11 protein-coding genes and 2 pseudogenes are annotated in these 11,535 nt (G+C 72.6%); 8 read left to right on the top strand and 5 right to left on the bottom strand.

Going from position 1 to position 11,535, the window contains the following annotated elements:
• Positions 1-132 (top strand): annotated as a pseudogene (locus IT780_RS42325) (IS481 family transposase); the annotation flags it as partial.
• Here the strand turns inward: IT780_RS42325 and IT780_RS33820 are convergent.
• A complete protein-coding gene (locus IT780_RS33820; RefSeq protein WP_199515887.1) occupies positions 129-1,541 on the bottom strand; it encodes a gamma-glutamyltransferase in 1,413 nt (470 codons plus the stop codon). The pseudogene IT780_RS42325 and the gene IT780_RS33820 overlap by 4 nt on opposite strands.
• Positions 1,542-1,689: 148 nt before the next feature.
• Here IT780_RS33820 and IT780_RS33815 point away from each other — a divergent pair, with 148 nt between their 5' ends.
• Genes IT780_RS33815 through IT780_RS33805 form a run of 3 tightly spaced genes read left to right on the top strand, consistent with a single transcriptional unit; the run spans position 1,690 to position 5,101 of the window.
• The gene (locus tag IT780_RS33815) at positions 1,690-3,042 is read left to right on the top strand and encodes an MFS transporter (RefSeq protein WP_199515886.1); all 1,353 of its coding nucleotides are present in this window, start codon (positions 1,690-1,692) and stop codon (positions 3,040-3,042) included.
• A 9-nt stretch (positions 3,043-3,051) separates the two neighbouring features.
• Positions 3,052-4,500 carry a pyridoxal phosphate-dependent decarboxylase family protein gene (locus tag IT780_RS33810; RefSeq protein ID WP_199515885.1) on the top strand — a complete coding sequence of 483 codons (1,449 nt, stop codon included), beginning with the start codon at positions 3,052-3,054 and terminating at the stop codon, positions 4,498-4,500.
• A 16-nt stretch (positions 4,501-4,516) separates the two neighbouring features.
• Positions 4,517-5,101 carry an NADH-quinone oxidoreductase subunit B gene (locus tag IT780_RS33805; RefSeq protein ID WP_199515884.1) on the top strand — a complete coding sequence of 195 codons (585 nt, stop codon included), beginning with the start codon at positions 4,517-4,519 and terminating at the stop codon, positions 5,099-5,101.
• Positions 5,102-5,109: 8 nt separating this feature from the next.
• Here the strand turns inward: IT780_RS33805 and IT780_RS33800 are convergent, their stop codons facing one another.
• Together IT780_RS33800 and IT780_RS33795 are read right to left on the bottom strand one after the other, a co-directional pair.
• Positions 5,110-5,790: a hypothetical protein gene (locus IT780_RS33800; protein ID WP_199515883.1), complete on the bottom strand. Its 681-nt coding sequence runs from the start codon at positions 5,788-5,790 to the stop codon at positions 5,110-5,112.
• Positions 5,783-6,289 carry a sigma-70 family RNA polymerase sigma factor gene (locus IT780_RS33795; protein WP_199515882.1) on the bottom strand — a complete coding sequence of 169 codons (507 nt, stop codon included), beginning with the start codon at positions 6,287-6,289 and terminating at the stop codon, positions 5,783-5,785. Before IT780_RS33795 ends, IT780_RS33800 begins: the two co-directional genes overlap by 8 nt.
• A 144-nt stretch (positions 6,290-6,433) precedes the next feature.
• On the opposite strand from IT780_RS33795, the gene IT780_RS33790 reads away from it, so the two are divergent.
• The 3 genes and pseudogenes from IT780_RS33790 (at position 6,434) to IT780_RS33780 (ending at position 9,971) form a co-directional block, all read left to right on the top strand.
• Positions 6,434-7,738: a DUF2252 domain-containing protein gene (locus IT780_RS33790; RefSeq protein ID WP_199515881.1), complete on the top strand. Its 1,305-nt coding sequence runs from the start codon at positions 6,434-6,436 to the stop codon at positions 7,736-7,738.
• A 113-nt stretch (positions 7,739-7,851) separates the two neighbouring features.
• Positions 7,852-8,535 (top strand): annotated as a pseudogene (locus tag IT780_RS43300) (NADH-quinone oxidoreductase subunit C); the annotation flags it as partial.
• A gap of 476 nt (positions 8,536-9,011) precedes the next feature.
• Positions 9,012-9,971: a complex I subunit 1/NuoH family protein gene (locus IT780_RS33780; RefSeq protein WP_199515880.1), complete on the top strand. Its 960-nt coding sequence runs from the start codon at positions 9,012-9,014 to the stop codon at positions 9,969-9,971.
• A gap of 59 nt (positions 9,972-10,030) precedes the next feature.
• Here the strand turns inward: IT780_RS33780 and IT780_RS33775 are convergent, their stop codons facing one another.
• Positions 10,031-10,438: a RidA family protein gene (locus IT780_RS33775; protein ID WP_199515879.1), complete on the bottom strand. Its 408-nt coding sequence runs from the start codon at positions 10,436-10,438 to the stop codon at positions 10,031-10,033.
• A 92-nt stretch (positions 10,439-10,530) separates the two neighbouring features.
• On the opposite strand from IT780_RS33775, the gene IT780_RS33770 reads away from it, so the two are divergent.
• Entirely contained in the window at positions 10,531-10,917 is a 387-nt protein-coding gene (locus tag IT780_RS33770; protein ID WP_199515878.1) for a winged helix-turn-helix transcriptional regulator, read from the top strand.
• A 180-nt stretch (positions 10,918-11,097) separates the two neighbouring features.
• Here IT780_RS33770 and IT780_RS33765 read toward each other — a convergent pair whose 3' ends face one another.
• On the bottom strand, positions 11,098-11,520 hold the full coding sequence (locus IT780_RS33765) for a hypothetical protein (RefSeq protein WP_199515877.1): 423 nt from the start codon (positions 11,518-11,520) through the stop codon (positions 11,098-11,100).
• Between the last annotated feature and the right edge of the window lie 15 nt (positions 11,521-11,535).

The raw sequence follows: 11,535 nt of genomic DNA, 5'->3' as shown, positions 1-11,535 counted from the left end.
ACCAGCAGCCAAGACCGCGCCGACGCACTTCCCGGATGGTTGCACACTTACAACCATCACCGCGGACACACCGCCCTCGCCGGCCAACCACCGATCACCCGCATCAACAACGGTGCTGATCACTACAGCTAGAGGAGCAGGCCCACTCCGCCGCGCCGCGGGTCGCCGGCGGCACCGCCGACTCCGACGGCCGTGACGCCGCCGAAGTAGTGGTTCAGCTCCGACCATTCGTGGATCAGCCACCCCGCTTCCGCGAGCGCCGCCAGCTGCTCGGCCGGGCAGCCGGGCTCGGCGTGGACCGTGTCGTCGACGACGTGGAAGCGGGGCCGCTGGATCGCCGCCTCCATGTCGAGGCCGTCGACGAGCACGCCGACCAGCGTGCCGATCAGCGCGGTGCGGATGCGGGAGGCGCCGGCCGAGCCCGCCGCCACGGCCAGCGCGCCGGTCTCGTCGATCACCACGAGCGGGCACATGTTGGAGGACATCCGGCGCCCGGGCGCGAGGTCGGCGGTGATCAGTTCACCCTCGCCGAGCATCGAGTTGAGGTTGATGCCCAGCCCCGGGAGCCAGACGCCGGCGCCGAGGCCCATCGTGGTGGTGATGACGCAGGCGTTGCCGTCGCCGTCGACCACGGACACGTTGGTGGTGTCGCCGATCTTCTGCCGTCCCCGGTCCCGCAGGGCACCGGCCATGGCGACCGCGCGCTCCGGTCCGGGCAGCTGCGGCAGCGAGGCCGGCAGTGCGGCGATCGTGTCGACGGTCCGGTTGAGGTCGTGCCGGGCCCGCACCCGGTACGCCCCCAGCGACGCGTGGTCCACGTGCGTCTCGAGCACCCGGTACGAGGCGAGGTCGTGGGGCCCCAACGAGCCGCCGGCCGCCCGTACCGTCTCGACCATCAGGGCCGCGTACGCGCCGGTGTAGAACAGCGCGGGCCCGTCCGCGGCGAGGGCCTCCAGCGCGGTCGCCAGCCCGGGGTGGAACAGCCGGTCGCCGCCTTCGAGCAGCTTGTCGCCCGGTGCGTAGATCGCCGCCCCTTCGCCGTACGCGAGGGCCGGCGCGCACGACTCCAGGGTGCGGGCGTGAGCGGCCGGCAGCGGCACCCCGGTCACGGCGAGCTCGTATGCCGGCGCCACCAGCGACTCCCACGGCAGCCGTCCCCAGCGCCGGTGCACCTCACCGCAGCCCGCGGGCACTCCCGGCACCGCGACGCTCGCCCCGCCGATCGAGTAGACCTGCGGCACCCCGCCGAAGAACACGTCCACGGCGACCATCGGGCCGGCCGTGCGGTCGCCGTCCGTACCGGGCACGGCCACGAAGAAGTCCAGGCACGTCACCTCGCCGGAGGCCGCGTCGAGGTACGTGCAGAACCCGCCCCCGCCCAGTCCGGTGTAGATGGTCTCGGCCACGCAGGTCGCGAGCACCGCGGCCACGGCGGCGTCCGCGGCCGTGCCACCGGCGCGCAGGATCCGCAGTCCGGCAGCGGCCGTCTCCGGGTGGCTGGCAGCGATCCCGGCGGCGACCCGCCGGGACGATGCGGACATCTTCATTGAACTTTTTTCAACGTGGCGAGGCCGATCCTGCCCGCCGCTGCCGGACGGCCCGGACCCTCCGGGCTCGATGCCAGGTTGAAAATGGTTCATTCGGCGAAGCGTAGGCGCAGCGGCCCGTGCGTGGTTACCATCCGCGTCCATGACACCTGCCGGTCCCTCGCCCGAAGTACCGGCGCCGGACCGGACGAAATCACCGCAGACGGCGCAGCCGCTTCCGCTGCCGCGTCGCACGCTGGCCGGATACGCGCTGGGCTCCCTGGTCACGGGACCTTTCGGCACGGTTCCCGGCTTGCTCCTCCTTCCGTATCTCACCGACACGCTCGGCGTGGCCGCGGGCGTGGCGGGGCTGCTCGTCCTGCTGCCCAAGGCGTGGGACGTGCTCGTCAACCCGGTGGCCGGCCGGATCTCCGACCGCACCGGCGACCGCCGCCCGTTCCTGCTCGGCGCCGGCCTGCTGCTCGCCGTCCTGTTCGTGGCGATGTTCGCGGGACCGTTCCGCGGCGCGGGGCCGGCCGGCGTCTACGTCGCCGCCGCGTTCCTCGCCGCGGCCACCGCCTACGCCTTCTTCCAGGTGCCTTACGTCGCGATGCCGGCCGAGCTCACCGACGGCTACGCCGAGCGGACCCGGCTCATGACGTGGCGCGTCGCGGTCCTGGCCCTGGCCATCCTGGTCTCGGGCGCGCTCGCCCCGCTGGTCGTCGACCTCGGCGGCGGCGGCCGCGCCGGCCACCGGTGGTCCGGCGCCTTCGTCGGCGCCCTCATCGTCGTGGGCACGCTGGGCGTCTTTTTCGGTACGCGCACAGCAGAGTCCCGGACAGCCCCGGGTGCGGAACCCAGCTGGCGCGGGCAACTGCGGATCGCGGCAACGAATGTGCCGTTCCGTGGTCTGCTCGCCTGCTGGGTCGTGCAGGCCGCCGGCATCGGCACGATGCTCGCGGGCGTGCAGTACTTCGCCGACCACGTCATCGTCCAGAAGTCCGGTGCGACCTTCCTCTTCGCGGCGTTCGTCGGCCCCGCCCTGCTCGTCATGCCGCTGTGGACCCGGGTCGGCGCCCGCCTCGGCAAGCTGCGTGCCCTGATCCTCGCCTCGCTCCTCTTCGCCGCGGGAGCCCTCGGGCTGCTCTCGGCCGGCCACGTCCCTGCCACGGTCACCTACCTCGTCGTCGCGCTGATCGGCTGCGGTTACGCCGGCCAGCAGGTCTTCGCCCTCGCGATGCTCCCCGACTGCATTGCCCACGACACTGCCAGAACGGGCCGCCGCCAGGCGGGCGTCTTCACCGGCCTGTGGACAGCGGGCGAGACGCTCGGACTCGCGCTCGGTCCGGGCCTGTTTGCCCTGGTCCTGCAGCTCTTCGGATATGTGCCGTCATCCACAGGAGCGGCAGCGGCGCAGGACTCGACCGCGCGGCTGGGCATCCTGCTCGGCTTCACGATCGTCCCGGCGGTCCTCGTAGGAGCGGCGGTCCTGCTGCTGAGGCGCTACGAGGACTAGCTTGAGGCGATGATCGAAGCGTTGCCGCCCGAGGGCGTACCGGCCGGGCAGGTGCTCGCGGAGCTGGGCAAGCTGCGGGAGGCCGACCTGCCCACGCACGGCGGCCGGCTCTTCGCGTACGTCTACGACCCGGCCGTCGCGGGCCTCGACGAGCTGGCGCGGGCGGCGTACGCGATCTCCGCCCATGTCAACGGCCTGGACCCGACCGCCTTCCCCTCGCTGCTCGCGATGGAGAACGCGCTGGTCGCCGCGGCCGGCCGGCTGCTCGGCGGCGGGCCGGGAACGGACGCGCCGGACGTGGTCGGCAGCGTGACCAGCGGTGGCACGGAGTCGCTGATCCTCGCCGTGAAGGCGGCCCGCGACGCGGCGGCCACCGAGCGCCCGCGGATCGTCGTGCCGTCCACGGCACACGCAGCCTTCGCCAAGGCGGCCCACTATCTGCGCGTCGGGCTCGACGTGGTGCCCGTCGGCGAGGACCTGCGCGCCGACGTCGCGGCGACGGCGGCAGTAATCGGTTCCGACACCGTTCTCATCGCCGGCTCGGCGCCCTCCTATGCGCACGGCGTCGTCGACCCCATCCCGCAATTGGCCGCGCTCGCCGCCGACCGCGGGGTCCGCTTTCACGTGGACGCGTGCTTCGGCGGCTGGGTGCTGCCCTATCTGCGGCGGCTGGGCGCGGGACTGCCGGACTTCGGCTTCGACGTGCCGGGCGTCACGAGCATCTCGGTCGACCTGCACAAATACGCGTACGCGCCCAAGGGCGTCTCCGTCCTGCTGCACCGGGACGCGCGCTTGCGGCTGCCACAGTTCTTCGCGTACGCGGACTGGCCGGGCTACACGATGGTCAACCCGGTCGTGGCGTCCACGCGTTCCGGAGGGCCCATCGCGGCGGCGCTGGCCACGGTGCGCCACCTCGGCGACGACGGCTATCTGAAGCTGGCCGCCACGACGCGGGACGCGGTGGCAGTGCTCGCGGGCGCGGTCGAGGCCACCGACGGCGTACGCCTCTTCGCCCCACCCGAGACCACGGTCGTCTGCCTGACCACCACGGACGACGTCGACCTGTTCGTGCTCGCGGACGAGCTGGCCGTCCTCGGCTGGCACACCCAGCCGCAGATGGCGTACGCGAACCTTCCGCCGACCATCCACCTGACCGTGACCGCCGCGGTGGGCGCGACCGCCGACCAGTTCGCGGCCGACCTCGCCGCGGCGGTGGCGGCGACCCGCGCGCGTGGCCCGGTTGAGCTCCCCGCCGAGCTGCTGCAGGCAGCGGGCGCTCTCACGCCCGAGGCCGTCACCCCGGAGCTCATCGAGGGGCTGGCCGGGGGACTGGGCCTCGGCGACGGCGTGGGCGGCCCGATGGCGGCGGTGAACACGCTGCTCAACGCCGCGCCGCCCGCCCTGCGTGAGGCGCTGCTGGCCGGCTTCCTGAGCCAGCTCCAGCAGCCCGCCTGGTGAAGGGTAGGTTGGCACGGTGGCCGGTCTGCCAGGAGTGCTCGGGGAGCCCATCAAGTTCGTGCTGAACTGGGGGCGCCGCTACTCGCTGTGGGTCTTCAACTTCGGGCTCGCGTGCTGCGCCATCGAGTTCATCGCGACCAGCATGGGCCGGCATGACTTCATGCGGCTCGGCGTGATCCCGTTCGCGCACAGCCCCCGCCAGGCCGACCTCATGGTCGTGTCGGGCACGGTCACCGACAAGATGGCGCCGGCGATCCGGCGGCTCTACGACCAGATGCCCGAGCCCAAGTACGTCATCTCGTTCGGTTCCTGCTCCAACTGCGGCGGGCCGTACTGGGACTCGTATTCGGTGACCAAGGGCGTCGACCAGCTCATCCCCGTCGACGTGTACGTGCCCGGCTGCCCGCCGCGGCCGGAGGCGCTGCTGCACGGCATCCTGCGCCTGCAGGAGAAGATCGCCGCCGAGGAGTCGGGCCTGGGCGGAGTCCCGCGCCCCGACCCTCTGAGCGGCCGCGAGCTCGTCCCGGGTCCGCCGGAACCCGCCCCGGTCCGCGACGCTGCCTCGCTCACCGCGCCGATGGTGCGCCGGCCCGCCACCTGATCGGCGGTTCACCGCTCGAACGGGATCGTCTGCAGGCCCGTACGCCCGCCCTCGCCGGTGAGCAGCCCGTTGTCGACGTGCAGGATCCCGTAGCGGCCTTCCAGCTCGAACTGCCCGGAGTCCCCCGCCGGCACGACCCGCCAGGTCTGCGCCTCGTCGCCCACCCGGCACGGCTGCAGGGTCAAGGCGGTACGCGACGTGGCCGTGACGCACTCGTTCCAGGCCGGCGGCGCGATCCACACCTCGTTCCGTGCTCTGGTCGGCGCCGGACGCAGCGCCATCTTCGTGGAGTCGCCCTTCGCCGTACCCGTGAAGTCCACGACGCCGCCCTGCCCGGCCTCCAGGAAGCGGTCCACGCCGTCGTCCGCGACGTCGATCAGCACGCCGACGTTCAGGTCGATCCCCAGTTCCTCCAGCCGGGTCACGTCGGAGCTAGCGGAGCTGGACGGCAGCACCCGCGGCGAGATGCTCACCGGCGGGACGGCGGGAGTCTCGTTACCGGGCCGGCCCAGGGTGAGTCCGATGCCGAACCCGGCGAGGAGCACGGCTGCGAAGGCCGCAACGGCAGCTCGGCGCGTACGCCGTCGCGCCGCCCGTTCCCGGATCGTCCGCGCGGGTGCCACGGTGGCGGTGCGCTGCACGTGCTCGGCGTACGCGTGCAGGCCTTCCTCGATGCGGTCGTCAGACATCGCGTCCCTCCCGACCCATCGCAGTGTCCTCGGTCAGATGCTCCGCCAGCGCGCGCCGCCCCCGGGCCAGCCAGGTGGTGATCGTCCCCGCCGGCAGGCCGGTCTCCCGGTTGATCTCGGCCACGCTCAGCCCGGCGAGGTGGTGCAGGACGATCACGCGGCGCTGGCCGGCGGGTATCCGGCGCAGCGCCTCGACCACCGCGACGTGGTCCGGGTTCAGCGCCTCGACGTGCCCGTCGACCGCGTCCCGGCGGTGCGCCTGCAGCCGGCTGACTGCCTTGCGCCAGGTGCTCACCGCCTGCCGGTACGCGACGCGGCGGACCCAGGCCTCGGGGTCGTCGTACCGGCTGATCTTCGACCACCGGTTCCACGCCCGCAGGTACGCCTCCGCGACGGCGTCCTCGGCCTCGGCCTGCCCACCCACCATCATCGAGACGTGGGCGAGTACGCGACGCGCGGACGTCGCGTAGAAGGTGTCGAAGTCCTCAGCGTCGCGCATGGGCTCCTTCCCGCCGGTGTGCCTCACACACGCGCCGCCGCGGCGCCCGATTGCGCGAGAAGATCACGAACGGGTCACGGCTCGTCCGCCACTTCGTCGTGTCTGTGACATACAGGTATAGCCACCGAGGTCTACTCTTCGATCATGAGCGACCAACCGCGGGCCGACGTCATCATCGACGTGCTGACCAGGGAATTCGGCGAGCTGATGGCGATCGATCCGGCGGCGTTCCGGCGCAAGTTCCGGAAGATGGCGGCGTCGCCGTTCGCGTTCTACCGGGGCAGCGCGTCCCTGTTCTACGCGGACATGACCGGCGCGTTCCGCGACGACCGGTTCCTCGACGAGCGGACCAGCCGGGTGTGGATCCACGGCGACCTGCACGCCGAGAACTTCGGCACGTACATGAACTCCTCCGGTCAGCTCGTCTTCAACGTCAACGACTTCGACGAGGCGTACGTCGGCCCGTTCATCTGGGACCTCAAGCGCTTCGCGGCCAGCGTCGCCCTCATCGGCTACAGCAAGGCCCTCTCCGACGACGTGATCACCTCGCTGGTGACGACGTTCGCGGGCGCGTACCTCACCGAGCTGCGGGCCATCGCGCACGGCGGTGACGACGCCATCGGCTCGATCACCCTCGACAACGCCGACGGCGTCCTGCGCCGCGTCCTCCAGGAGGCCCGGCTCAACACCCGGGTGGACCTGCTCGCCGCACAGACCACGATCGACGAGTACGAGCGCCGCTTCTCGCTCGGCGACGGCGTGTACGACGTCGACGAGGCCACCGCCGCCACGGTCACCGCGGCCTTCCAGAACTACCTGCACACCCTGCCCTCCCAGGGCACGGGCGTGTCGGCGAACATCAAGGACATCAAGCTGCGCAAGGGCGTGGGCATCGGCTCGGCCGGGCTGCCCTCGTACAACCTGCTGCTCGAGGGGCACACCCAGGCGCTCGAGAACGACGTCATCATCTACATGAAGCAGGCGCAGATCCCGGCGGTCGCCCGCTGGATCGACGACGAACGGGTCCGCGGCTACTTCCAGCACCAGGGCCACCGTACGGCCGAATCCCAGCGGGCGTTGCAGGCCCACGCCGACCCGTGGCTGGGCTACACCGAGCTCAACGGCGTCGGCCAGCTGGTCGCGGAGGTCTCCCCGTACGCCGCCGACCTGGACTGGTCCGACGTCAACGAGCCGGAGGAACTGACCGGCGTCCTCGCCGACCTGGGCCGCGCGGTGGCCCGCATGCACTCGGTCGCCGACGACGAGTCCAGCCACGACCTGGTCGACTTCTCGACGGAGGAGGCCATCGTGGCGGCGGTCGACAAGGACGAGGCCGGCTTCGTGGGACTGCTGGTCGAGTTCGCCCACCGGTACGGCGACCAGGCCCGCGAGGACCACCAGGACTTCGTCGACCTGTTCCGCAACGGCCGCCTCCCCGGCCTCGCCTGACCCGGCGTTCCCGGCCGGTCTCCTCGCTGCCGGCCGGTCCCTTCCCGGGCGTTGTCCACAGGCTCGCGGCCGCGGGACCGGGACCGGCCGGGCCGGATCATAGGATGTGCGGCATGACGCCCGAAGAGGTCGGCGAGCGGATGGTCGCGCTGCTGACGGCCGACGATGCCGACGCCCCCGTGGACCCTTCGGCGCTGACCACGAGCGTGTCCGGCGGCGGCCCGGGCCACGAACGAGCGGTCCTCGACGTCCCCCCGGCGCTGTGGTGGACCGCCCTCCGAGCAGCCCGCGACCCCGGCGCCCTGGGCTGCGACTACTTCGACTGGCTGTCCGCGGTCGACGAGCTGGACGAGGGCTTCACCGTCGTGGCCCACCTGTGGTCCACGCGGCGCAAGCACGGCCTGCTGGTCCGCGCCCGCGTGCCCCGCGAGAACCCGCTCGTCGAGTCGGTCGTCGACCTCTACCCGGGCGCGGCCTGGCACGAGCGCGAGACCCACGAGATGTTCGGCATCGGCTTCGACCGCCACCCCGGCCTGCGCCCGCTCCTGCTCCCGCCGGAGTTCGAAGGTCACCCGCTGCGCAAGGAGTTCGTCCTCGCCTCCCGCGTCGCGAAGGCCTGGCCGGGCGCGAAGGAGCCGGGCGAGTCGGAGGCCGGCGTGGCCAAGCGCGCCCCGATGCGCCCGCCGGGCGTACCGGACCCGAACGAATGGGGCCCGCTCAAGGGCAAGGTCCCGCCCCCGGAAACCCCGGCCCGCCGCGCCCCCGGCGACCGCCCGGCCCGCCCCGCGGGCGACCGCCCTGCGCGCCCGGCGGGGGAGCGTCCCGCGCGCCTGGCCGGGGAGCGTCCGGCCCACCCGGCGGGCGACCACCCTGCGCGCCCGGCTGGCGACCGCCCCGCGGGCCCGGCTCGTCCTGCCCCGGGTGATCGGCCCGTTCGCGACATCGCGGACCGCGCGACCCCCGGGACCCCGGGCGATCCCAAGGCCGAGACCACGCCGCCTGCTCCCGCCGCCGGCCCGGAGGCCGAGATCCCGGTGCCGCCCGCTCCGCCCTCCACCCCAGCCCACGCCGCCGGGGCGGCCAACGCAGCGGAAGCAGCCGACGCGGCCGACGCCGCTGCCGCCGCAAACGCCGACACCGCGCCTGCGCCCGACACCGCGCCTGCGCCCGACACCGCGCCTGCGCCCGACACCGCGCCTGCGCCCGACACCGCGGCCGCGCCCGATACCGCGCCCGCGCGGAATGCCGACGAAGACGACGAGGGGACGCGCTGATGCCACTCTGGCTCGACCTGCTCGTACGGGTCGTCGCGGTCGTCGCCGCCTTCCTCGTCCTGCCGCTCGTCGTCGGTCAGGCCGAGCACAAGGTCATGGCGCACATGCAGGGCCGGCTGGGTCCCATGTATGCCGGTGCGTTCCACGGCTGGGCGCAACTCGTCGCGGACGGCGTCAAGTTCGTGCAGAAGGAGGACATCACCCCGCGGGACGCCGACCGCCGGGTGTTCCAGCTGGCGCCGATCGTCGCGCTGTTCCCGTACCTGTTGGTGCTGCTGGCCGTGCCGCTCGGGCCCGGCGGCCTGGTCGCCCAGGCCCTCGACGTCGGCCTGTTCTTCGTCCTTGCCGTGCTCGGCGTCGGGGTGGTCGCCGTGCTGATGTCCGCGTGGGCGTCGGCGAACAAGTACAGCCTGCTCGGCGGCCTGCGCGGCGCCGCCCAGCTCCTCGGCTACGAGCTGCCGCTGGTGTTGTCCGCGGCGAGTGTCGCCATGGCCGCGGGCACGCTGAGCCTGCCGGGGATCGTCGAGGCGTGGTCGCCCTGGTGGCTGCTGTGGCAGGCGCCGGCCGCCCTCGTGTTCTTCGTCTCCGGCCTCGCGGAGATCCGCCGGCCCCCGTTCGACATGCCGATCGCCGACTCGGAGCTGGTGTTCGGCTACATGACCGAGTACACCGGCCTGCGCTTCGCGTTCTTCCTGCTCGCCGAGTACGTCGGCATCGTCGTGATCGCCGCGCTCACCACCGTCCTGTTCCTGGGCGGCTGGCACGGGCCCGCGGCTGACCACCTCGGCTGGCTCTGGACGCTCGTCAAGGTCTTCGCGGTCTCGTTCGTGATCATCTGGCTGCGGGTGAGCTACCCGCGGCTGCGCGAGGACCAGCTGCAGCGCCTCTGCTGGCTGGTGCTGGTGCCGGTCTCGCTGGGCCAGCTGGTGCTCACCGCCGCGGTCAAGGTCGCGCTGTGATCCCGGTCGGTCGGCTGGTGCTCACCCCGGCGATGAAGGTCGCCCTCTGACCTGCCCGGTCAGTCGATGACCGCGGTGGCTTCAACCTCGACCAGATGCTCGGGTACGTCCAAAGCCGCCACACCCAGCAGCGTGGCCGGCGGCGTCACGGTCGTGCCCAGCCGTGCCGCCGCGCGGGCGATGCCGTCCAGGAGCGCGGGCATCTGGTCCGGGGTCCACCCGGCGACGTGGACGTTGAGCTTCGCCACGTCTTGGAACGAGGCGCCGACCCCGGCCAGCGCGGTGCCGACGTTGAGGTAGCACTGCTCGACCTGCGCGGCCAGGTCCCCCTCGCCGACCGTCTTCCCGTCCGCGTCCCAGGCGACCTGCCCGGCAACGAAGACCAGTTTCGACCCGGTCGCGACGGACACCTGCCGGTACACGTCGATCGTCGGCAATCCGTCGGGGTTCACCAGCGTGATGGTCATGCCTGCCTCCTGGTCACTTGCGGTTACTCAGGAACCGTAGGAGAGTGTCCGGCGGCAGGGAAGAGCGCACTTTTTCGTGACTGGGGAACCCGATGGTGACCAAGCAGGCCGGCGGCCATCTCGACGAGGCGGATCTGACCCGGGCGGACTCGCTGGCGCGCGAGATCTTCTCCGACGTCGCCAACAAATGGGCCCTGTTGATCATCGAGAGCCTCGGCGACCGGACGTTGCGCTTCACCGAGGTCCGCTCGGAGATCGAAGGCATCAGCCACAAGATGCTCACCCAGAACCTGCGCATGCTCGAGCGGTACGGCCTGGTCGAGCGGACGGTCCACCCCACGATCCCACCCCGCGTCGAGTACGCCCTCACCGAGCCGGGCCGGGCGCTCCGTGAGACGGTCAGCGGCATGTGCGACTGGACCCACCGGTATATCCGCCACATCGAGGCGGCCCGCAGCGCCTTCGACTCGGCAAGCTGACGGCCGGCCGCCGAGGCGCTGACGGCCGGCGAGGCGCCGACAGCTGGGCAGCAGCGAGGCGCCGACGGCCGACCGGGCGGTGAGCCGGTGACGGCCCGGCCGGCAGCCGGTGACGGCCGGGCGGCAGCCGGTGACGGCCGGGCGGCGAGGCCACCCGGCCGTCGTGGCCGACAGCGCGGATCAGGTCAGCAGCGTCACGGTGTAGTTCAGCGTGGTGCCGCTGGCCGTGTACGTGGCCGTCTGCCCGTTCGCGCAGTACGACACGAAGGTGTTGCCGAGCACGTCGTCCCCGGCGGTGGCGTGCACGAGCGGCCGCACGTCCACGCCCTCGGCCAGCGCGGTGGAGGTCAGGTCGACCAGCCGCCACTGGTTGATCGGGTAGTCGTCGGTGGGTGCGGTCAGCTGCCCGTCCCGGGTGGTGAGCTGGAAGTTCATGACGAAGCCGCCGTTGTTGACGACGGCGACCTTCTGCACGCACGGCGTGGCCTGCTGCGCGGTGGGCGCAGCCGCAGCAGGCTGAACGGTGGCGCCCAGCAGGGCGGTGGCGCCGGCGGCGGCGAGCGCGGCGGTCAGGCCGGCCCGGGTGCGGGTGGTGACGGTCATCAGCGTTCCTCCACT

It is taken from the genome of Nucisporomicrobium flavum, from assembly GCF_016464385.1.
Taxonomy (GTDB): domain Bacteria; phylum Actinomycetota; class Actinomycetes; order Mycobacteriales; family Micromonosporaceae; genus Actinoplanes; species Actinoplanes flavus_A.
The sequence above is the reverse complement of the archived record's forward strand: the minus strand, read 5'-3'. Positions and strand labels throughout refer to the sequence as shown.

What these genes read in the sequence shown, in the direction of transcription:
- IT780_RS33820 (WP_199515887.1), bottom strand. Translation starts at nt 1,541, where the DNA reads ATGTCCGCATCGTCCCGGCGGGTCGCCGCCGGGATCGCTGCCAGCCAC.
- IT780_RS33815 (WP_199515886.1), top strand. Translation starts at nt 1,690, where the DNA reads ATGACACCTGCCGGTCCCTCGCCCGAAGTACCGGCGCCGGACCGGACG.
- IT780_RS33810 (WP_199515885.1), top strand. Translation starts at nt 3,052, where the DNA reads ATGATCGAAGCGTTGCCGCCCGAGGGCGTACCGGCCGGGCAGGTGCTC.
- IT780_RS33800 (WP_199515883.1), bottom strand. Translation starts at nt 5,790, where the DNA reads ATGTCTGACGACCGCATCGAGGAAGGCCTGCACGCGTACGCCGAGCAC.
- IT780_RS33795 (WP_199515882.1), bottom strand. Translation starts at nt 6,289, where the DNA reads ATGCGCGACGCTGAGGACTTCGACACCTTCTACGCGACGTCCGCGCGT.
- IT780_RS33790 (WP_199515881.1), top strand. Translation starts at nt 6,434, where the DNA reads ATGAGCGACCAACCGCGGGCCGACGTCATCATCGACGTGCTGACCAGG.
- IT780_RS33780 (WP_199515880.1), top strand. Translation starts at nt 9,012, where the DNA reads ATGCCACTCTGGCTCGACCTGCTCGTACGGGTCGTCGCGGTCGTCGCC.
- IT780_RS33775 (WP_199515879.1), bottom strand. Translation starts at nt 10,438, where the DNA reads ATGACCATCACGCTGGTGAACCCCGACGGATTGCCGACGATCGACGTG.
- IT780_RS33770 (WP_199515878.1), top strand. Translation starts at nt 10,531, where the DNA reads ATGGTGACCAAGCAGGCCGGCGGCCATCTCGACGAGGCGGATCTGACC.
- IT780_RS33765 (WP_199515877.1), bottom strand. Translation starts at nt 11,520, where the DNA reads ATGACCGTCACCACCCGCACCCGGGCCGGCCTGACCGCCGCGCTCGCC.